21 protein-coding genes are annotated in these 21,674 nt (G+C 52.6%); 14 read left to right on the top strand and 7 right to left on the bottom strand.

The genetic code is table 11. The features are described 5' to 3' along the window. Positions 1-40 precede the first annotated feature (40 nt). Positions 41-526 carry a ribonuclease E activity regulator RraA gene (rraA, locus tag AB1N33_RS07230; protein WP_411270877.1) on the top strand — a complete coding sequence of 162 codons (486 nt, stop codon included), beginning with the start codon at positions 41-43 and terminating at the stop codon, positions 524-526. 120 nt (positions 527-646) lie between these two features. On the opposite strand, the gene AB1N33_RS07225 is transcribed toward rraA, so the two are convergent. The 3 genes from AB1N33_RS07225 to mpl are packed head-to-tail and all read right to left on the bottom strand — an operon-like array spanning position 647 to position 3,460. Then, positions 647-1,474, bottom strand: coding sequence for a S1/P1 nuclease (locus tag AB1N33_RS07225; RefSeq protein ID WP_411270876.1), 828 nt, complete (start codon positions 1,472-1,474; stop codon positions 647-649). After that, positions 1,471-2,109, bottom strand: coding sequence for a flavin prenyltransferase UbiX (locus AB1N33_RS07220; protein WP_411270875.1), 639 nt, complete (start codon positions 2,107-2,109; stop codon positions 1,471-1,473). The genes AB1N33_RS07225 and AB1N33_RS07220 overlap by 4 nt, the downstream gene beginning before the upstream one ends. After that, positions 2,096-3,460, bottom strand: a complete 1,365-nt coding sequence (gene mpl / locus AB1N33_RS07215; protein ID WP_411270874.1) for a UDP-N-acetylmuramate:L-alanyl-gamma-D-glutamyl-meso-diaminopimelate ligase — start codon at positions 3,458-3,460, stop codon at positions 2,096-2,098. Before mpl ends, AB1N33_RS07220 begins: the two co-directional genes overlap by 14 nt. A 246-nt stretch (positions 3,461-3,706) precedes the next feature. Between mpl and AB1N33_RS07210 the strand changes: the two genes are divergently transcribed. The 3 genes from AB1N33_RS07210 (at position 3,707) to AB1N33_RS07200 (ending at position 5,983) form a co-directional block, all read left to right on the top strand. Then, complete coding sequence (locus tag AB1N33_RS07210; RefSeq protein ID WP_411270873.1) at positions 3,707-4,690, top strand: class 1 fructose-bisphosphatase; 984 nt, start codon at positions 3,707-3,709, stop codon at positions 4,688-4,690. Between the two features lie 100 nt (positions 4,691-4,790). Beyond that, entirely contained in the window at positions 4,791-5,324 is a 534-nt protein-coding gene (gene ppa, locus AB1N33_RS07205; protein ID WP_411270872.1) for an inorganic diphosphatase, read from the top strand. A 182-nt stretch (positions 5,325-5,506) separates the two neighbouring features. Beyond that, positions 5,507-5,983 (top strand): DUF3299 domain-containing protein, encoded by a 477-nt coding sequence (locus AB1N33_RS07200; RefSeq protein WP_411270871.1) that lies wholly within the window; start codon positions 5,507-5,509, stop codon positions 5,981-5,983. Here AB1N33_RS07200 and AB1N33_RS07195 read toward each other — a convergent pair. The 4 genes from AB1N33_RS07195 to uvrA all read right to left on the bottom strand — a co-directional run bounded on the left by AB1N33_RS07195 (position 5,980) and on the right by uvrA (position 11,023). Next, positions 5,980-6,774, bottom strand: a complete 795-nt coding sequence (locus AB1N33_RS07195) for a transporter substrate-binding domain-containing protein (RefSeq protein ID WP_411270870.1) — start codon at positions 6,772-6,774, stop codon at positions 5,980-5,982. The genes AB1N33_RS07200 and AB1N33_RS07195 overlap by 4 nt on opposite strands. Positions 6,775-6,948: 174 nt before the next feature. After that, positions 6,949-7,659, bottom strand: coding sequence for a 2OG-Fe(II) oxygenase (locus tag AB1N33_RS07190; RefSeq protein ID WP_411270869.1), 711 nt, complete (start codon positions 7,657-7,659; stop codon positions 6,949-6,951). Then, the gene (locus AB1N33_RS07185) at positions 7,649-8,071 is read right to left on the bottom strand and encodes an acyl-CoA thioesterase (protein ID WP_411270868.1); all 423 of its coding nucleotides are present in this window, start codon (positions 8,069-8,071) and stop codon (positions 7,649-7,651) included. The genes AB1N33_RS07190 and AB1N33_RS07185 overlap by 11 nt, the downstream gene beginning before the upstream one ends. A 117-nt stretch (positions 8,072-8,188) precedes the next feature. After that, complete coding sequence (gene uvrA / locus AB1N33_RS07180) at positions 8,189-11,023, bottom strand: excinuclease ABC subunit UvrA (RefSeq protein WP_411270867.1); 2,835 nt, start codon at positions 11,021-11,023, stop codon at positions 8,189-8,191. Positions 11,024-11,223: 200 nt separating this feature from the next. Between uvrA and AB1N33_RS07175 the strand changes: the two genes are divergently transcribed. The 10 genes from AB1N33_RS07175 (at position 11,224) to rng (ending at position 21,638) form a co-directional block, all read left to right on the top strand. After that, a complete protein-coding gene (locus tag AB1N33_RS07175; protein WP_411270866.1) occupies positions 11,224-12,579 on the top strand; it encodes an MFS transporter in 1,356 nt (451 codons plus the stop codon). Positions 12,580-12,683: 104 nt separating this feature from the next. Then, complete coding sequence (locus AB1N33_RS07170) at positions 12,684-13,553, top strand: alpha/beta hydrolase (protein WP_411270865.1); 870 nt, start codon at positions 12,684-12,686, stop codon at positions 13,551-13,553. Between the two features lie 356 nt (positions 13,554-13,909). Continuing rightward, positions 13,910-15,472 (top strand): sodium/sugar symporter, encoded by a 1,563-nt coding sequence (locus AB1N33_RS07165; protein ID WP_411270864.1) that lies wholly within the window; start codon positions 13,910-13,912, stop codon positions 15,470-15,472. A 222-nt stretch (positions 15,473-15,694) separates the two neighbouring features. Further along, positions 15,695-16,231, top strand: a complete 537-nt coding sequence (ssb, locus tag AB1N33_RS07160; RefSeq protein WP_411270863.1) for a single-stranded DNA-binding protein — start codon at positions 15,695-15,697, stop codon at positions 16,229-16,231. A 229-nt stretch (positions 16,232-16,460) separates the two neighbouring features. Continuing rightward, positions 16,461-16,955: a hypothetical protein gene (locus AB1N33_RS07155; protein ID WP_411270862.1), complete on the top strand. Its 495-nt coding sequence runs from the start codon at positions 16,461-16,463 to the stop codon at positions 16,953-16,955. Positions 16,956-17,163: 208 nt separating this feature from the next. Then, entirely contained in the window at positions 17,164-18,207 is a 1,044-nt protein-coding gene (locus tag AB1N33_RS07150) for a rod shape-determining protein (RefSeq protein ID WP_189405393.1), read from the top strand. Positions 18,208-18,245: 38 nt separating this feature from the next. Further along, positions 18,246-19,106, top strand: a complete 861-nt coding sequence (mreC, locus tag AB1N33_RS07145) for a rod shape-determining protein MreC (protein WP_411270861.1) — start codon at positions 18,246-18,248, stop codon at positions 19,104-19,106. Next, entirely contained in the window at positions 19,106-19,585 is a 480-nt protein-coding gene (gene mreD / locus AB1N33_RS07140) for a rod shape-determining protein MreD (protein WP_411270860.1), read from the top strand. The genes mreC and mreD overlap by 1 nt, the downstream gene beginning before the upstream one ends. Positions 19,586-19,596: 11 nt before the next feature. Then, positions 19,597-20,175 (top strand): Maf family protein, encoded by a 579-nt coding sequence (locus tag AB1N33_RS07135; protein WP_411270859.1) that lies wholly within the window; start codon positions 19,597-19,599, stop codon positions 20,173-20,175. Next, positions 20,172-21,638: a ribonuclease G gene (rng, locus tag AB1N33_RS07130; protein ID WP_411270858.1), complete on the top strand. Its 1,467-nt coding sequence runs from the start codon at positions 20,172-20,174 to the stop codon at positions 21,636-21,638. The genes AB1N33_RS07135 and rng overlap by 4 nt, the downstream gene beginning before the upstream one ends. Positions 21,639-21,674: the final 36 nt, after the last annotated feature.

Raw genomic sequence — 21,674 nt, 5'->3', positions numbered from 1 at the left:
CGCCGGCACGTCAACACACACTTACCAATAAGGCATGACAATGGATTACAACACTTCTGAATTATGCGACTTGTTTGCAGACAGCGTTGATGTCGTGGACCCCATTTTTGACAGTTATGGCGGTCGATATTCGTTTGGCGGTGAAATTACCACGGTCAAATGTTTCGAAGACCGTGGGCTGATTGACCGTGTGCTGGCGCAGCCTGGCGAAGGTAAGGTGCTGCTGATTGACGGCGGCGGTTCAACCCGCCGTGCGCTGATCGACGCGTCATCCGCGCAAATGGCTATCGACAACGACTGGGAAGGGATTGTCTGTTATGGCAGTGTGCGTGAAGTCGACGCGCTGGCCGACATGGATATCGGTATTCTGGCAGTGGCCTCTATTCCGGTAAATGCAGAAAGCGAAAGTATCGGCGATGTGGATGTGCCGGTGAATTTCGGTGGCGTGACTTTTCTGCCTGAAGATCACCTGTATGCCGACAGTACCGGCGTGATCCTGTCTCCTGAACCGCTGGATTTGGATTAACCAAACCCACCGAATAACAAATTTGAGCAAGTGTGTTTTCAGGCAGTTAAGAAAACACACTTGTTATCATGTTTTTTCCGACCCATTCAGGGCGCGTTGCGGGCGCTGACTAATTCAGCCTTAATCGCGCTTGTTCGCTTCCTCGAACACCTCATTCAGGTACAGTGCCATACGAATGCCGGCCATCTGCAGGCGTTCAGTAGCAGCAGGCAGATAGTTGTAGAGATAATCGTACGCCATATTGTTGGCATCCTGCGGGTACAGGGTGTCACGCAGCACCGTGCTTTCTGTAATCCAGGTTTCCGGGTCGGTACTGTTCCATGCTCTGATATCGTCGGCACTGATTTTTTGCGTCAGCCACTGTGTCCATTCGGTGTAGGACAGGTCTCGCTGTTCCAGCATTTGCGTGTCCCAGACCCGATGCAGGTTGGAGTCCTGCCAGAAAAAACGCACTTTTACATCGTTACCGCCACGGTCTGTGCCGTTACCGGCGTGCAGCGGCTGGTGCAGGTCGCCAATGATATGGACCACAAAACGCAGTGCCAGGCGCTGTTCTTCCAGCGTTGCGTTGTTGTCTTTCAGTGTTGCAGTAAACCGGGTGAGGGCGCTGACGGCATCGCCTTTTTCCGGCGCGCCAACCTCGTGATAGTGCTTGCCTTCCGGCACCGTCACGTAGTGCCACGGATTCGCGGTGCGTTGCCAGAATTCACTGGGGTCAGAGCGCATTTCATCGGCATAGGTCGACGCCTCTGCCAGAGAGCTGTCGGGCAGCAGCTCCATCAGCGCTGCGCGTGCCAGCGGACTTAAATACTGATCGGCAATAGCGCCGGTTACACGGTGGCCGGTTTGTCCCCAGGCCGCGGCACTCTGGCTGTAACCCAGGCTGACGCTCAGTCCCAGGGTGACGGCCGCCAGTTTCTTTGCAAACGCTTTTGCAGTGGCGTTCATTCGTTTTCCTCTGAATGTTTGGATGTGTCATAACCCCAGCGGGCAACCAGTGACTGGTCGACGCCGAGATGATCAAGAATGCGGGCTACCACAAAATCTACCAGATCCTGGATGCTGACCGGGTTGTGATAATACCCCGGCGCGGCAGGCATAATGGTGACGCCCATGCGCGACAGACTCAGCATGTTCTCAAGATGTATGGTAGACAGTGGCATCTCGCGGGGAACCAGAATTAACTGTCCGCGCTCTTTAATAACCACGTCGGCTGCGCGCTCAATCAGGTTGTCACTGGCACCAACGGCAACCGCCGACAGTGTGCCGGTTGAACACGGACAAATGACCATTTGTCTGGGCGCCGCCGAGCCGGAGGCAACCGGCGAAAACCATTCCTCTTTACCAAAGACACGGATCTGGTCGGGCTTAGCCTGACAATGTGCGCTGAAGAAGGCTGACGCCTCATCCGGGCGGGACGGAACCTTGAGATTTTCTTCGGTAGCAAATACCACGCGCGCGGCGGACGACATCAGTACGTAAACCTGATAATCGGCCTTTACCAGCGCTTTTAACAAGGTCATGGCGTAGGGCGCACCGGAAGCGCCGGTGATGGCCAGTGTAATGCGTTTATCCTGTTTCATGGGTAACCCCTTTGAGTGCGTTCAGCAGGCGGTTGTGAATGCCTTCAAACCCGCCATTACTCATTACCAGTATGTGATCGCCGGGTTGTGCGATCTCTGCAACATCGCGGACAAGCGCCTCAACGTTCTGCTGACAGGTAACCGGTACCACAGAAGCAGTGGCGGCGTCGCTGAGTGACCAGTCCATACCTGCCGGTTCATACACAAACACGTGATCAGCCGCCTGCCAGGATGCAGCCAGGGTATCTTTGTGTACCCCCATCTTCATGGTATTCGAGCGTGGTTCCAGTACGGCGATAATCCGGCTGTTGCCCACTTTTGCCCGCAAACCCGCAAGCGTAGTGGCAATAGCGGTGGGATGGTGGGCAAAGTCGTCGTACAGTGTGATGCCGTTGACGGTGCCTTTTACTTCCATGCGGCGCTTCACATTTTTAAACCCGGCCAGCGCGGCAATCGCGTCAGGCAGAGTGACCCCAGCGTGATGGGCAGCCGCAATTGCCATGATGGCATTGTTAACGTTGTGGTCGCCACTCAGATCCCAGCGCACGGTACCGGCCAGTTCACCGTTAAACCATACTTCAAACGCGCTGCCGTCCGGATTGACCGGGACAACCCGCCAGGCCTCGCCCAATTTTTGTTGCGCAGACCAGCAGCCGCGGGCCAGTGTATCCTCCACCGACGTTTCACCTGCATGGGACAAGATCAGCCCGGTCGACGGCACCGTTCTTACCAGGTGATGGAACTGGGTCTGGATGGCGGCTAAATCAGCAAAAATGTCAGCGTGATCAAATTCCAGGTTGTTGATGATCAGCGTGTCGGGGCGATAGTGCACGAACTTGGAGCGTTTATCGAAAAATGCGCAGTCGTATTCATCGGCCTCAATCACAAAAAACATGCTGTCACCGGTACGCGCTGAAATGCCAAAGTTTTCAGGCACCCCGCCAATCAGAAAGCCCGGGTTAAGGCCTGCGTGCTCCAGGATCCAGGCCAGCATTGACGACGTGGTGGTTTTACCATGGGTACCGGCTGCCGCCAGCACCCAGCGATCTTTGAGCAGATTATCCTGCAGCCATTGAGGGCCGCTGGTATAAGGCAATTTGCGGGACAACACGTATTCTACCGCCGGGTTGCCGCGTGAAAGCGCATTGCCGATAACCACGATGTCAGGTTCAGGTGAAAACTGCGCCAGATCATCCAGCTGACTCAGGGTAATGCCCAGAGCTTCCAGCTGCGTGCTCATGGGAGGATAAACATTGGCATCAGACCCGGTTACGGTGTGGCCAAGTGACTTGGCAATTGCCGCTATACCACCCATAAACGTACCGCAGATGCCAAGGATATGAACGTGCATGTGTTAACGCGTCAGTAAAGTGAAATTGAACAATTACTCTACCAGAACCGGTCCGATGTTCGAATAACTCATTTCACTTAACGTCGTTCATGGTTACAATTAACGCGATTAACAGCAAATCACTGCATTTAAAATAAAAACAGTCGCAAAATCAGAACAACAATAACAAGGCAATGGCGCTGCAATTTAGCCAGGCGGTTGCCACTTTTGTGACCAAACCCTACACAACTAAGGCGTAGCTTTAACATGAAACGATTAAACTCCCAGCTTCAACAGGATGGCGCACCGCTTGAACTTATTTTGCTGATCAGAACGCTGCTTGCGGGCTGTAAGGAAATCTCATTCCGTGTCAGTCAGGGTGCACTGGCCGGTGTTCTGGGCTCTACCCTGAGTGAAAACGTACAGGGTGAAACCCAGAAAAAGCTGGACGTGATCTCCAACCAGATCCTCAAAGATATCCTCAGTGAGTCGGGCTATGTAAAAGCCATATCGTCTGAGGAAGAAGACGATGTCGTTGCCTGTAACCCTGAAGGTAAGTACCTGGTGAGCTTTGATCCGCTCGACGGCTCGTCTAACACCGAAATCAACAGCCTGATTGGCACCATCTTTTCTATCGCCCACGCGCCGCAATGGATGGACGCGAACGATCCGTCTGCATTCCTGCAGCCTGGTACGCAGATGGTAGCAGCCGGCTATGTGCTGTATGGTCCGTCAACCATGCTGGCCCTGACCACCGGGCGGGGTACTCATATTTATACACTGGATAAAACCCACGGTGGTTTCCTGGTTACCCATCCGAATGTGCGCGTACCAGAGCAGACCGCAGAATTTGCTATCAATGCGTCGAATACCCGTCACTGGGAGCCGCCGGTACAGAACTACATTAACGACCTGCTGGCTGGTGAAGAGGGTCCACGGGGCAAAGACTTTAACATGCGCTGGGTGGCGGCAATGGTGGGCGATATTCATCGTGTGCTGTGCCGTGGCGGTATTTTCATGTACCCGTTCGATAAGCGTAACCCGTCTAAGCCGGGTAAGCTGCGCCTGCTGTACGAAGCTAACCCGATGGCATTTCTGATGGAACAGGCGGGTGGCCTTGCGGACACCGGTCACGGACGCATCCTGGAAGTGATGCCAACCGAAATTCATCAGCGTGTGCCTGTGCTGCTGGGCTCGAAAGAAGAAGTGGAAACGTGCCTGCAGTATTACCGTGAGCATGAAAAAAGCTGATAAAAACGGCCGACTTCAGTCGTAAGACGCTTTTATTTTGCGGTATGCACCGTATACTTAGCGCCACTGAAATTAACGCAAACCTGATAGGACAAGAATCATGAGCCTGAACGCAGTTCCAGCAGGAAAAAACCTGCCAGAAGAAGTGAACGTCATCATTGAAATCCCGGCACACTCTGATCCGGTAAAGTACGAAGTCGATAAAGACACCGGTGCGATGTTTGTAGACCGCTTCATGGCGACCTGCATGCACTACCCAACCAACTACGGTTACGTGCCAAACACGCTGTCTGAAGACGGTGATCCGGTTGATGTGCTGGTGGTAACACCGTTCCCGCTGCTGGCTGGTTCTGTGATTCGCTGCCGTCCGGTTGGCGTACTGAACATGACTGACGAGTCGGGTAAAGACGCAAAGGTACTGGCCGTACCGGTGGATAAACTGTCTACCATTTACCGCAGCGTTAAAGAAATTGAAGATGTGCCAGAACTGCTGCTGAAGCAAATTGAGCATTTCTTTGAGCACTACAAAGATCTTGAGCCTGGCAAGTGGGTGAAAGTAGACGGCTGGGCCGATGCTGCCGCTGCTAAAGCCGAAATTACTGCCAGCGTTGAGCGCTTCGAAAAAGGCGAATAAGCCAGATTGATTGACTCTAACGGCGGGGTGGGAAGGCAACAGTCTTTCCTCACTCGCCGTGAATCCATCCCTGGAGGCTCCGCTGCCGCATCCCTGCGGCAGAGGGTTCGGCAAGACTGCCGCCTTCCCGCCCCGCCTGAAAGTCGTCAGCCATAGTTGCTCATAAATCAAAGAGGCCTGTCATGTTATCCATGTTTAAAAAGATCGCATCGCTGTTTCTGACGCTGTTATTGGCGATGACGGCGAGTGCACAAGAACCCGCAGAAGTGTACTGGGAAGATCTGGTGCCGGAAGGGTTTAACGAGCTGGCGCCCAGCGACTTTGATCACAACAATAAAATGACCCAGCTACAGCCTAATGCACCAGTGGTTGAAAAGTACAATGGTCAGCGGGTAAAAATTCCCGGTTTCATTGTGCCGCTGGAAGGCACCGCGGACCGTACCACCGAGTTTCTGCTGGTGCCGTATTTTGGTGCCTGTATCCATGTGCCACCACCACCGTCGAACCAGATTGTGTACGTGAAATTTGAACAGGGCGTGTCGATAGCCAATTTGTCCGATGCCATCTGGGTTACCGGTGTACTGTCGACTGAAGGCTGGAGTGGTGATATCGCGTCGGTGGGATACCGACTGACCGGCGAAGCGGTAGCGCCGTTTTAATTGAAAATGTTTTGTTCTGCTTTAACGCCATAGCTGGCCATAATAAGACGTAACTTGCCGTTAATTTGCATTCGTAATATTTCCTGATCCAACGTAACGGCGAGGTTTTCAGCATTAGCAAGTGCAGGGGAAAATGCCGAGTAATCTTCAAACGCGTTTTTAGTAAACCCAGCGATAGCAATTCTGTTATCAAACTGATGTTTTTTAACTTCATACATTGCTGAGTATTCACCCTCGATAAATGCGTTTACCCTCCCACTTAAGAGCAATTGTAAGCCCCGATGCGTTGTAGCATCACCATGAATTATTCTTATTTTGGTGCTGTCATATTGGTTTATTGCGATATAGTCTACAAGATCCGCATCGACATAATGATAGCCCTTTACAACACCAAGTTGTAAGTCGGTCAGTGAACCTGGTCCCGTGTAACGCCAATCAAATGAGATTTTAGTCAGAAAAATAACGCGTTGAAGCACGGTCGGCTTGTCCGGATAAATCAGGTCTGGCGCATAGTCCTTGCCAACAACCACTATACCATCATACAGCCCACCTCTGACTAATTCGACGGCCCGCGCATAAGGCAAGAAATCAAACCGCAGCGTGTATGAAGGGGGAGGGAACGCTTCTCTTAATACCTCAATCATAAAGCCCTCTTTTCCGTTTTCCATTTCAGGAATACAGCTGAACGGGCAATAATCAATTGCGGCAAATTTCAGAGTCTGGGCAGGCAACAGTGGTGTAGTGACTGTAAAAACCACCCCCAGCACTACCAAGAACAACCATGTTCGCATAATGACCTCATTGGTGGATGCAAGGTAGAGTGGTTGTGGTGATACGTTATGTTAACCCAACAATACCCCTGATTAGGTTACCTGCTAAATGTGTTTGCGGGTATTAGCAATAAGTCTATAGTTTGCTTTCCTTCGGGTATCACTTAAAGATATGCGTGGTTAACTTATCATTACTTATGTTGGGGTATATATCTTCTCCGCCCGGTTAAACAGCAGCCACGAGGTCAGAATGTATTTGTCATTCGACTTCGGTACGCACCCTCGGTGGGTGTGGGTAAAGCCAGCCGGCGCAATCACCATGCGGCCGGTTTTCGGTTTCACACTCTGGCCCTGATAGTAGAACTCGGTTTCGCCGCCTTCGTCCACGTCATTCAGGTAAAACATAAACAGCAGGATACGGTGTAGCGCCTCGTTATGCTGGGGCTGGGGATAAACCTCAGAGTGCCAGTAGGGGTAGCCGCCTTCGTTAGCGGTGTAGCGCTGCACATTGACCTGACCAATCCGAAACAGATAGTTCATCAGGTTTGGCAGGTTGGGTTTACCGGCTTCCTCAAAATTATCCTGGGTCAGTTTCACAGGTTCACCCGTTTCAGGATGCTTCACGGTCAGCCCAATCGGGCCAATCAGGGCGAAATAGTGCTCCTCAATGTATTTGAGCATTTGCTCACCGGTTTTTTGCAGCACCTGCATAAACTGGTCTTTGAACTCGGGTTTCTCGCTGAACGAAATATCGACGCTGTTTTTCTTCTCTTTGTCGACACCACCGCCGGTACGACCTGGCGTCTTATTCGGGCTTTGTTCAAAAGTGTCGATAATTTGCTGACACAGTGCCGGCTCCAGCACATTATCAATCACTGCGATGAAGTCGTGTGGTTTATTTTGCATCACCAACCTCTTTGAAATGCGCCATCAGCGTCGCTCTGATATCGTCAGGGATAACCACAGAACGCTGTGTGGCGTAGTCAAAATGCACCATGGTTGTTGTGCCTGAGGCGCTCAGATTCCCTTCCTGCCAGACCTCCTGATAAATATCCAGCGAGCTTTTGCCTAACCGACTGATATAGCTTTTGATGGTCACAGGCTTGCCGTAAAAAATCTGGGCAAGAAAATCAATTTTGTAGCTGGCAATGATCAGCGGCCAGTTCTGTAAATCCAGACTGGGTGAAAAGACCCGGAAAATCGGTTCACGGGCTGACTCAAACCAGCCGGCGATCACGGTATTGTTGACATGCGCAAGGGCGTCAGTTTCGTAAAAACGCACATCAAAGGTGGTTTCGTAAGGGACAGATGTTGTCATGCTGAGCTCTGTTTTTGATTATTCTATGACAAACCCGCACTCTAGCATGCGCGTCAGGGTTTTTCAGCAGTTAGCGGCGTCACCGGCACCCGGGCCGGTGACGAGATGGGCTGTGGCTTAACCCTGACGGGCCAGCATGGGTTTAAGGAAGCGGCCGGTATGAGAGACTTTGCTCCTGGCAATGTCTTCCGGTGTTCCTTCGGCAATGATTTCGCCGCCGCCAGAGCCGCCTTCAGGACCTAAGTCGACGATCCAGTCTGCGGTTTTAATGACATCCAGGTTATGCTCAATGACCACTACGGTATTGCCATGATCACGCAGGCGATGCAGTACCGCCAGCAGCTGTTTAATGTCATGGAAATGCAGGCCGGTTGTCGGCTCATCCAGAATATACAGGGTTTTGCCGGTATCCCGTTTGGACAATTCACGCGCCAGTTTCACGCGCTGAGCTTCACCGCCTGACAGTGTTGTGGCGGCCTGACCTAAGCGGATGTAAGACAGGCCAACATCAATCAGGGTTTGCAGCTTGCGTGCAATGGCCGGTATCGGATCGAAGAAGGCTCTGGCGTCTTCCACGGTCATTTCCAGCACTTCGTGAATGTTCTTGTCCTTGTATTTGATATCCAGGGTTTCACGGTTGTAACGTTTTCCTTTACAGATATCACAGGGTACATATACGTCGGGGAGGAAGTGCATTTCTACTTTAATCACACCATCGCCCTGACATGCCTCACAGCGGCCGCCTTTTACGTTGAAGCTGAAACGTCCGGGCTTGTAACCCCGGCTACGCGCCTCCTGTGTGCCCGCAAACAGCTCACGGATTGGCGTGAAAATACCGGCATAGGTTGCCGGGTTTGAACGCGGCGTGCGTCCAATCGGACTCTGGTCGATATCCACCACCTTATCCAGATGCTCCAGTCCGGACATGGATTGATGCGGTGCGGGCTCGCCGGTCGTAGCCTTGTTCAGATCGCGGTGTGCAATTTTGTAAAAGGTATCGTTAATCAGAGTCGACTTGCCTGAACCGGACACCCCGGTGACACAGGTCATCACGCCAACCGGGACTTTCAGCGTGACGGATTTGAGGTTGTTGCCGGTAGCACCCTCCAGTACCAGCCAGGTGTCGTCAACCGCCGTATGACGTGTCGCGGGAATATCAATGTTTTCTTTTCCTGACAGGTATTTTCCTGTAAGTGAGCGTTCACTTTTGAGGATGTCTTCGAGCGAGCCTTGGGCAATGATTTCGCCGCCGTGCACACCCGCACCCGGACCAATATCGACAATGTAGTCAGCTTCGCGGATGGCGTCTTCGTCGTGCTCAACAACCAGCACCGTGTTGCCCAGGTCGCGCAGATGGGTCAGCGTATTCAGCAAACGCTCGTTATCACGCTGGTGCAGGCCAATTGAGGGCTCATCCAGTACGTACATTACGCCAACCAGGCCAGCACCAATCTGGCTGGCAAGCCGAATACGCTGAGCCTCACCGCCAGACAGCGTATCGGCGCTGCGAGACAGGGTCAGATAGTTGAGGCCAACATTCACCAGAAAGCGAAGGCGGTCGAGAATTTCTTTGAGAATTTTCTCGGCAATTTGTGCACGCTGCCCCACCAGACTGAGGGAATCGAAAAAGTCGTAGGCGTTGGCAATCGACATATCCGCAATGTGCGGCAGTGTGGTGTCCTCAATAAATACATTACGCGCCTCAACCCGAAGCCGTGAACCGTGACAGCTGTTGCAGGGCTGCTGGCTTAGGTACTTGGCGAGCTCTTCACGCACCGCATTACTCTCGGTTTCGCGGTAGCGGCGTTCCATGTTCGGGATGATGCCCTCAAACGGATGCTTGCGCTCCATGATGTCGCCACGTTCATTAATATATTTAAATGTCAGTGACTTACCACGTGAGCCGTATAGCACCACGTCGCGGTGCTCGTCGCTCAGTTCGCGAAACGGCTTGTTGAGATCGAAACCGTACTGGTCGGCTACCGCCTGTAGCATCTGGAAGTAATAGTAGCTGCGTTTATCCCAGCCACGAATAGCACCACCCGACAAACTGATTTCATCATTGCCCACCACTCGCGAGGGATCAAAAAACTGGCGGGTACCGAGACCATCGCAGGTAGGACAGGCCCCGGCCGGGTTGTTGAATGAGAACAGGCGGGGTTCAAGCTCGCTTAAGCTGTAACCACAGTGCGGGCAGGCAAAGTTTGCCGAAAACACAATTTCTTCCGCATCGGGATCGTCCATGTCGGCAATCAGCGCGTTGCCGCCCGCCAGACCAAGCGCAGTTTCAAACGACTCAGCCAGACGCAGTGCCATATCGTCACGCACTTTGAAACGGTCAACCACCACTTCAATGGTGTGCTTTTTATGAAGGTCCAGTGGTGGCGGATCCGACAGGTCGCAAACCTCGCCGTCAATCCGTGCGCGGATGTAGCCCTGGGCAGCGAGCTGCTGCAGTGTTTTAACGTGCTCGCCTTTACGTTCTTTAACAATGGGAGCCAGCAGCATCAGCTTGCTGCCTTCGGGCATCGCCAGCACCTTGTCGACCATCTGACTGATCGTCTGTGCGTCCAGTGGGACGTCATGGTCAGGGCAGCGTGGCGTACCAACACGGGCAAACAACAGACGCAGGTAATCGTATATTTCGGTAATGGTACCCACTGTCGAACGTGGGTTGTGTGACGTAGACTTCTGCTCGATGGAAATAGCCGGTGACAGCCCCTCGATGTGGTCCACGTCGGGCTTTTCCATCATGGATAAAAACTGTCTGGCATACGCCGACAGCGATTCTACATAACGCCGCTGTCCTTCGGCATACAGCGTATCAAACGCCAGCGACGACTTACCTGATCCGGATAAGCCGGTAATCACCACCAGTTTGTCACGTGGCAGCGTTAAATCGATGTTTTTCAGGTTGTGGGTGCGGGCACCCCGTATTTCGATTTTATCCATGTCAGCCTGTGTGAAATAAAAAGAGAGAGTATGCCACAGCGGGTGGCACCTTGGATACTAAGGTTATACTGACAGACGGAGCCGCAGATCACATCGCAGGCTGTCTTATGTTGTTGCATACCGCCGCTTTCAGGCGTGGGCGGATGCACATTTTGTGGTACACTTCGCGCCGCTTGAAGTAACGACAAAAAAGGTACGATTTGAACGCCCTCGAAGTCCGTGCTGCGCTGACACTGGCGCTGGTTTACGTTTTACGCATGCTCGGTTTGTTTATGGTGATGCCGGTTCTGGCCGTCGCTGCCATGGATTATCCTGACTACTCACCGCTGATGGTGGGCATTGCCGTGGGCGGATACGGACTAACGCAGGCAGCATTGCAGATCCCCATGGGCATGATGTCCGACCGCTGGGGGCGTAAACCGGTCATTCTCACTGGTCTGCTGGTGTTTGCGATTGGCAGCCTGGTTGCCGCCAATGCAGACTCGCTGGCGATGCTGATTGCTGGCCGTATTTTGCAGGGCGCCGGCGCCATTGCAGGCGCGATTATGGCGCTGGCGACCGATGTCAGCCGCGAGTCACAACGGGCCAAGGTGCTGGCTATCATCGGCATTGCCATTGGCTTCTCATTCTATATTGCGGTGTTGTTGGGTCCTATCATTGCTGAGTCATGGGGGCTGGCCGGCATTTTCTGGATCACCGGTCTGCTGGCGGTGGCGTGTATGCCCATGGTGACCTGGCTGGTGCCAACGGGCGAAATTCTGTCAAGTGGTGACACGCTGCCGCAAAAGGGCCAGGTACGCCGTCTGGCGTTATCCTCACAGTTGTGGCGCCTGAATGTCAGCGTGATGATTTTACACATGATGATTACCTTGCTGTTTGTGCAGTTACCGGTGACATTACTGCACTTTGACATGGCGCTGGATACCCACTGGACGCTGTATTTACCGGTTCTGGCGGTATCCGTCGCTGGCCTGATAGTGATGATGGGTATTGCCCGCGGCCGAACGCCTAAACATCTGCTGATGACGGGTGTGATTATGCTGGCAGTGGCGTTCGGTATGCTCGCTGTGTATGACCACAACTGGTGGGTGGTTACCGTGGCAATCGTGTGCTTTTTCACCGGGTTTAATTATCTGGAAGCCAACTTTCCTGCGCTGGTCTCCAGTATTGCGCCGGCGGGCCAGAAGGGCACGGCAATGGGGATCTACGCGAGCTTTCAGTTTTTTGGTGCCTTCATGGGCGGTGTACTGTCCGGACTGGTAACCGACATCTGGACGCCGGAAATGGCCTACGCCGTAGGCGTTGCGGCTACCCTGGTGTGGCTGTTTGTGCTGAATGGTCTGAAAGAAGTCAGTCGCGTTAAGCGGGTGATGATGCAGGCAGATTTTACCGACAAGGCGGTCGGCAACCTCGCTGCCCGATTGTCAGCCTCGCCCGGTGTCATCGACATGACCGCCGACGCGGATGCCGGTGCGGTCTATCTGAAGGTCGACAGTGACTTTGATGCGGCGATAGCGCGCCGTATTCTGAATGAAACAGGCAATAATAAAAGCTAGTTTATACAATACGTTACAAAAAAACGCTTTACCCCGGACGGGGGAGTTTCTAGGCTGGTAGCAGATACAAAAAGTCATCAGACTCCAGAACACAAGGATGTTTTATGTTCCACCGCTTTTTGCTGTTAACCGCGCTGGTGGCAAGCGTTGCCCTGTCAGGCTGTGCGATCAATGTCACCCCTTCGACCTTCATCAGTCAGGATGCCGAACAGACCCCTGTTGATACTACCTCTCTGCACGCATCAGCCAATCAGGATGAAACCCTGCTGGGGATAACCCGCGTCAAGCTGGTCAACTCGCATGGTCTTCTGCTTCGTGGGATAGCCCTCTCTTATCCCGATGCCATCGCCAACATTGTGATTTATCCTGGTAACGGCATGACCATTTCAAAAGCGAACAAGTTTTTGCATCGCTTCAGTAAATTACCTGCCAATGTGCTGATTGTTGACTATCAGGGCATGGGGGCCAGTGAAAAAGCCAGCCGCATTACTATCGACGCCCTCAAGGAAGACGCATTACTGGTTTTTGATCATGCCAAAGAGGTTTTCCACAACGACAATCCGGTACTGTTGCACGGCGTTTCTATGGGGAGTCTGATAGCACCGTATGTTGCCAGTCAGCGGAAGGTTGACGGCCTGGTGCTCGATGGCGCCATCGATTCTGTGCCGGATCTGGTCAACAATCTGGTTCCGGTATGGTCGAAGCTGTTCACACGTATCAGTGTCTCACCAGAACTCAACACTATCGACAACAGCGAGTGTATTGCCGCATACCGGGGACCACTGCTTATTCTGGCAGGAGAGGAAGACGACATGACGCCGGTGGCCGCGTCTGAGCGCTTGCTGGCGGAATCGCCCAGCGAATTTAAACAACTGGTGCGGGTGCCTGAAGCAACCCACGCGATGGCCATGAAATACGATATCACTATCGCGGCCTATCAGGCTTTCATCAGTGCGCTGACAACCGACCGTTAAGTTGTACAGCCTGTGGATAACTTTGTTGATAGTATGTTAGACCACAGGGCATTTAAGGGATCTGGCGGACTTGCCGGATCCTGTACAGATCCGGACAAACAACCAGATAAGCGGGTTAAACGGTTGGTTTTCGCGCAGATCTGCCTGCTCGGATCAAAAGTGAGCCATTGCTAACCCCGCTGGGGATAACTTCGCAGGGGAGCGTCGGTCTGTACTCACAGGGTATGAATGTGTTACACCTGCGTCAACGTTAAAAAGTTGTTGCATTGCCACGGATATGGCTACAACAATGTCAGAATAATAATAACGTCATCGCTGGCCCTGCATTCCAGTAAGTAGACAGGTTAGGACATACCATGAAGCTAGAAACCATTGATATCACGGTTTTCATTGTTTACGTGATAGCGCTCATCGGCATCGCCTGGTGGGTGTCACGGGAAAAACAGGGACACGAAAAAAATACCAACGATTACTTTCTTGCCAGTTCCAGTCTGCCGTGGTGGGCGATTGGTGCGTCTTTGATTGCGGCTAATATCTCGGCCGAACAGATTATCGGTATGTCAGGATCCGGCTATCAGATTGGACTGGCGATTGCCTCTTATGAGTGGATGGCCGCCATTACCCTGATTATTGTCGGTAAGTTCTTTTTGCCGGTGTTCCTGCGCCATAAAATTTATACCATGCCGCAATTCCTCGAAGAACGTTACGACCATCGGGTACGCAAGGTAATGGCGGTATTCTGGCTGGGCGTGTATGTGTTCGTTAACCTGACCGCTGTGCTCTGGCTGGGGGCGCTTGCCATCCACACCATCGCAGGCGTGGATATGCTCTACGGCATGATTTTCCTCGGTCTGTTCTCGCTGGCTTATTCGCTGTATGGCGGGCTCAAGGCCGTGGCGCTGACCGACATCATTCAGGTCGTGCTGCTGGTGGCAGGGGGGCTGTTCCTGTCTTACACCGCGCTCAATCTGATTGGTGACGGGCAGGGGCCGTTGAGCGGTTTTGTCAGTTTGACCGAGCAACTGCCGTCAAAATTTGACATGATCCTGTCGAAAGACAGTCCGCACTACATGGATTTACCCGGCTTGTCGGTACTGATTGGTGGTATGTGGATCATGAATCTGTCGTACTGGGGCTTTAATCAGTACATCATTCAGCGCGCCCTGGCCGCGAAAAGTGTCCACGAGGCACAGAAAGGTATTGCGTTTGCCGCGTTCCTGAAACTGCTGATGCCTCTGATTGTGGTACTGCCGGGAATTGCCGCCGTGTTGCTGGTGCCCGACCTGGCCAAGCCGGACCAGGCCTACCCGTCACTGATGACGCTGATGCCGGTCGGCCTCAAAGGCGTGATCTTCGCTGCACTGGTAGCGGCTATTGTGTCGTCGCTGGCCTCAATGACAAACAGCGTATCAACCATTTTTACCATGGATATTTATAAAGACCGGCATCCGGATAAATCGCAGCATCACTATGTTGCGGTGGGACGCACAGTCAGTGTGACGGCGCTGGTTATTGCAATGATTGCGGCGCAGCCGTTGCTTGGGCAGTTTGATCAGGCATTCCAGTATATTCAGGAATTTACCGGCTTCTTCACACCAGGCATTTGTGCGCTGTTTATCCTTGGCATGTTCTGGAAACGCACGACACCGAACGGCGGACTGAGCGCGGCACTGGGTTCGTTTGTACTGAGTCTTATCCTCTGGAAGTTCTGGCCCGGGTTACCCTTTATTGACCGTGTCGGCCTGGTCTTTTTGCTGTGTGTGGCGGTAGCTGTGGTCATTTCCCTGCTGGAAGGCAAAGGTCATCATGAAAAAGCCGTCGCGCTGGATGATGTAAACTTTTCTACTACCGGCGGGTTTAATCTTGCCGCGGTGGCGGTGGTGATTATTCTTATCGCATTTTACACGGTCTGGTGGTAATCCGCGGGAAAACTGGCTGGCATTGTGAACAGGCAGCCAAAGCGCCAAAGACTGTGTTAAGGTGGCAGGCGCAACACAGAAAAGTATCCTTACTCAGTGTGAAATGGGATATACTGCTGCAAGCTGCGGTGAGACGATAATGTCATCACCGCCTGACAGAATGAAACAGACTGCGGGTGGAAAAATGCCGGCAGTCCATAACGAGAAATACAGGAGACATCGATGGCAAGCAGAGGCGTGAACAAGGTCATTCTCGTAGGTAATCTGGGTAATGATCCTGAGGTTCGTTACATGCCTAACGGTAATGCTGTTGCCAATCTGAGTCTGGCAACCAGTGAAAGCTGGAAGGATCAGCAGGGTCAGGTGCAGGAAAGAACCGAATGGCACCGTTTAACCATGTATCGTCGTCTGGCGGAAATTGCTGGTGAGTACCTGAAAAAAGGGTCACAGATTTACGTTGAGGGTAAACTGCAAACCCGTAAATGGCAGGATCAGTCAGGCCAGGATCGCTACACCACAGAAATCATCGTTGACCAGATGCAAATGCTTGGCGGCCGCAACGAAGGCGGAAATGCCGGTGGTGGTTACCAGCAACGTCCGCAGTCTAACCAGGGCGGCTATGGCAACCAGCAGGGTGGCGGTTACCAGCAGGCACCAAACCAGGGCGGCGGCAATCGTCCGCAGAATAACCCGGGTCAGTCCTCACAGCCGCCGATGGCCGAGCCTGATTTTGACTTTGATGATGATATCCCGTTCTAGGATTCAATATTTCGCTAAAACCCCGCAACAGCGGGGTTTTTTTATGCCTGAAAATGCCTGCAGAGCATGAATTTGCGGCTTTTGACTACTGGCACTTGTGATGTTTCTCTGATGTAATAACTGGCGATGGCTGTGCTATGCGTGAACAGCCAGGTCGCCCGTTTAGCGGATAGTAAACAGTGTCAGATGAAAGCAGGTCAGCGTATTGTCTACCGATAAGGGAAATCAAGTGTCAGGCAACTATAAAGCTTACTTCAACGTTACCGTGATTGGTGTGTTTGTCGCCGTGATGGTCACGCTGATCATCCAGTTCAACAGTTCAGAGCCAAATATCAACGACGCGCTGCTTAAACAAATGGGACAGCGTTTCCAGTCCAGTGCAACTACCGCCTACTGGCAATGGAAGGCGGAAGGACAGCCAGACATGATTATGCTGGTGCATTACAACAACAAGGGCAAAGAGGTCGCGAGAACACCGGTCAGGATGACCGCACCGGGTATCCCACTGGTCACGCCGACCAGCGACGGTTGCGATGATCTGTGGTCAGCACTGATGTCGGTGCCCATGGATATTGATGGATTTCGCATCCATGGTGAGTTTTACGGTGGTTCAGCCGATGCCCGCAAACCCGATGACTCATATTGTCGTTTTCGCCTTAGCCGCGGAACGTACTTTGATTACTACATTTACGAGCGGCGGGTGGAACATGAAGACGGTGCCTGATCGCAATAACCCGGTCCGAAACGCTCAGGTCTGACTAACAGAGCCAACAAAAAACAGGAATATCAGGTTTTTTGCCCACATACGGTGCACGCCACTTGCCCAAAAATGCCCCCATTGATAAGCTGTCAAGCTAGTACTTGACTTCACGCTGGCGCTGCTTGTCCTCACCCTCTTGACGCGCTGGCACAGTAACGGGAATACACTTTTCATGTTTAAAAAGCTTCGAGGCATGTTCTCTAACGATCTGTCCATCGACCTCGGAACAGCCAACACGCTGATCTATGTGAAAGATCAGGGCATTGTGCTGAATGAACCCTCTGTCGTTGCGATCCGTCAGGAACGCGCATCCGGTCCGAAGAGTGTTGCCGCTGTTGGTGCGGAAGCCAAACGGATGTTAGGTCGTACGCCAGGCAATATTCGTGCAATTCGTCCGATGAAAGACGGCGTTATTGCAGACTTTTACGTCACAGAGAAAATGCTGCAGCATTTTATTAAACAGGTGCATGATAATAATTTCCTGCGCCCCAGCCCGCGTGTGCTGGTGTGTGTACCGTGTGGCTCAACGCAGGTTGAACGCCGGGCTATCAAAGAATCTGCACTGGGTGCCGGCGCACGAGAAGTCTATCTGATTGACGAGCCCATGGCGGCTGCAATTGGTGCGGGTCTGCCTGTGTCTGAAGCAACCGGTTCGATGGTGGTCGATATCGGTGGCGGTACCACCGAGGTAGCAATCATTTCACTGAACGGCGTGGTGTATTCCTCGTCTGTTCGCATCGGTGGTGACAAGTTTGATGAAGCCATCATTAATTACATTCGCCGTAACTTTGGCTCACTGATTGGTGAGGCGACGGCTGAGCGCATTAAACACGAAATCGGTGCTGCTTACCCGGGTGAAGAAGTGCGTGAAATTGAAGTGCGTGGCCGTAACCTTGCAGAAGGTGTACCGCGTGGCTTTACGCTCAATTCTAATGAAATTCTCGAAGCCCTGCAGGAGCCGCTGACCGGTATTGTGTCTGCGGTTATGGTGGCACTCGAGCAATCGCCGCCTGAACTGGCGTCAGACATCTCTGAACGCGGCATGGTGCTGACGGGCGGTGGCGCGCTGCTGAAAGACCTCGATCGCCTGCTGATGGAAGAAACCGGGATCCCGGTGGTGATTGCCGATGATCCACTTACGTGCGTCGCGCGCGGAGGCGGTAAAGCCTTCGACATGATTGACCTGCACGGCGGTGACCTGTTTAGCTACGAATAAGCAGGATAAGGCAACCAACAGGTTGCCTTCTTTCTATTATGGATACCATTTTCACCCGCGGTCCGTCGCTCAATAATCGGCTTACAATGGCACTGATCCTGTCGTTGATCCTGATATTTGTCGACCACAAACTCGATGGCTTCAAGTCAACGCGGGTTTATCTCAACTCGTTAATGGCACCGCTACAGTATCTGGCCAACCTGCCGGGCGTGATGCTCAGTGAGAGTGCCCAGCAACTCACCTCACAGCAGGAGTTACTGGCTGAAAACGAGAAGCTCACCAATCAGGTGGTCATGATGAGTGAGCGGTTACAGCGATTTGAGATCTTAAAGAAAGAAAACGAAGAGCTGCGGCATCTGCTCGATGCGCCGGTCGCCCCGGATATGCGCAAAATGGCTGCGGAACTGATGGCCGTGGACAACAACCCCTACAGTCAGCAGATAGTGATTAATAAAGGCGCCATCGACGGTGTGTATCTGTCGCAACCGGTTCTCGATGATAAAGGCATTGTTGGTCAGGTGATGGAAGTCGGCACCACCAACAGCCGTGTGCTGCTGATTGCCGACGTAACCCATGCTATCCCGGTGCGCTCACTGCGAAACAACATCCGCTTTATTGCCAGTGGCAGCGGGTCGCTGAATGAACTCTACCTGGAACATGTGCCACACAGTGTCGACATTCAGCCCGGCGACGTGCTGATTTCATCGGGGCTGGGCGATGTCTACCCTCAGGGTTATCCGGTAGCGCGTGTGACCAGCGTGATACGTGATGAGAGCCAGCCGTTCAGTCGCATTAAAGCGCAGCCGCTGGCCAGATTAAACCGGCTTAAATACCTGTTGTTGTTATGGCCAGCCGATGCCGACGAAGCACCGGTTGGTGACGAAGAGGAAAACGGCTAATGCTGTCCGCCCGTCATTACGTTATTCCAGGCAGTATTCTGATTGCACTGGTGCTGCAGATAATGCCGCTGCCTATTCAGGTCGACGTGTACCGCCCCGACTGGGTGTTGATTGTGCTGGCGTACTGGACGATGGCGCTGCCTCACCGCGTAAACGTAGGGGTGGCGTTTATCACCGGGGTAGCGATGGATATCCTGCTCGGTACTACCCTGGGCGTGCACAGTTTCGCACTGGGCTTGTCGGTCTATGTACTGGCGGCAAATTATCAGCGTCTGCGCAATTATTCGGTCTGGCAGCAGGCTGTCATCATTGGTCTGTTAAGCGCGTTATACCATCTTGTGGTGTTCTGGCTGGAACATCTGCTTACTGATATTTATTTTCAATTCAGCTACTTATGGCCAGTTCTTTCGTCTATGGTGCTGTGGCCATGGGTATTCTGGATGCTGCGTAAGGTCCGCAGACAAACGCGCATTACGTAAGGAGTTCGTTCATGTCTTCGAAGCTCATTCTGGCTTCCGCGTCTCCACGGCGTACCGCTCTGTTAACCCAGCTTGGCATTGCCCACACGGTGATGCCGGTAGATATCGATGAATCAGCATTGCCTGACGAATCACCTTTTACGCAGGTTGAACGTCTGGCAGCACAAAAAGCCCAGGCGGCCTTTGCGCGACTGGATAATGCAGATGATGCTGTGATCCTTGCGTCAGATACGCTCATTGCGCTGGACGGTGTCAGTCTCGGCAAGCCGGTTGATGAAGCCGACAGCGTTCGCATTTTATCCGCACTGTCAGGCAGAACCCACGAGGTACTCACCGCCATCAGCGTCAAAAGTACTGAGCGACAGGTGACAGAATGTATTACCACGCGGGTGCAGTTTGCCACCCTGACCGAACAGCAGATGGCAGCCTACTGGGCTACCGGCGAACCGCAGGATAAAGCCGGAAGCTATGCCATTCAGGGCATTGGTGGCCAGTTTGTGATCGCGATTGATGGCAGTGCGAGTGCCGTCGTTGGACTACCCTTGTATGAAACTGTACAACTTTTATCTGCTTTTGGAGTGGTAGCATGAGTGGTGAACTGTTAATCAATGTGACCCCGTCTGAATCACGTGTTGCGCTGATTGAAAATGGCATCCTTCAGGAAATTCATGTTGAGCGCCACACCAAGCGTGGTCTGGTCGGTAATATCTATCGTGGCAAAGTCAGTCGGGTGCTGCCGGGCATGCAGGCCGCCTTTGTGGATATCGGGCTGGAAAAAGCTGCGTTTTTACATGCCTCTGACATCGTTATTCATAACGAGGTGGTGGAAGAAGTGTCCACCAGTCACATCGAAAAGCAGGACATTCGCGAACTTGTTCGTGACGGTCAGGATATTGTGGTGCAGGTGGTAAAAGATCCGATCGGCACCAAAGGCGCAAGACTGACAACCGATATCACTATTCCGTCCCGTTATCTGGTTTTTATGCCCAGTGTCCGTCATGTAGGCGTATCGCAGCGCATTGAGGAAGAGGCTGAACGTGAGCGCCTGAAATCACTGGTGCAGGAGTTCTGCGATGAAAACGGCGGGTTTATTTTGCGTACTGCAGCAGAAGGCGTTGGTAAGGCTGAGCTGACACAGGATGCGGCGTTTTTGCGTCGCTTGTGGGACAAAATACAGTCACGTATGAAACGCAAGAAATCAAACGTCCTGTATGAAGATTTGCCGCTTGCACGACGCGTGTTGCGTGATTTTGTTGGCACCGAACTGGATCGTATCCGGATTGACTCGAAGCTTTCCTACAACGAGCTGCATCAGTTCACTAAGGAGTACGTGCCGGAGATGAACGGCAAACTGGAGTATTACACCGGTGAGCGTCCGATTTTTGATTTGTATGATGTTGAAAATGAGGCGCAGCGAGCGCTGGAGCGGCGTGTAGACCTGAAATCGGGCGGCTATCTGATCATCGATCAGACCGAAGCGATGACGACCATTGATATCAACACGGGCGCGTTTGTCGGACACCGCAATCTCGAAGAGACCATTTTTAACACCAACATAGAAGCGACACAGGCTATCGCACGACAGCTTCGGCTGCGTAACTTAGGTGGCATGATCCTGATTGATTTTATCGATATGACGGAACCTGACCATAAACGTCGTGTCTTACATAGTCTGGAAGTAGCCACAAGTAAGGACCGCGCAAAGATTAATATCCACGGTTTTACCGCGCTGGGTTTAATTGAAATGACCCGCAAACGGACGCGCGAGAGCCTGGAGCACATTCTGTGCAGTGAATGCCCGGTGTGCAAAGGACGTGGCTCAATGAAAACGGTGGAGACCATTTGCTTTGAAATCATGCGTGAAATTGTTCGGGTAAACCGGGCCTATGACGCTGACAAGTTCGTTGTGTACGCATCACCAGCCGTAGCGGAAGCGCTGATGGGAGAGGAATCCCACATGCTGGCCGAGCTGGAAGTTTTCGTGTCGAAGCAAATAAAAGTGCAGACCGAGCCGCTATACAATCAGGACAAATACGACGTTGTCATGATGTAGTGCAGCCTGGTCTGCAAAGTTGAGAAGTAAAGGCGA

This window comes from Alteromonas nitratireducens (assembly GCF_040812025.1).
Classification (GTDB): domain Bacteria; phylum Pseudomonadota; class Gammaproteobacteria; order Enterobacterales; family Alteromonadaceae; genus Alteromonas; species Alteromonas nitratireducens.
The sequence above is the reverse complement of the archived record's forward strand: the minus strand, read 5'-3'. Positions and strand labels throughout refer to the sequence as shown.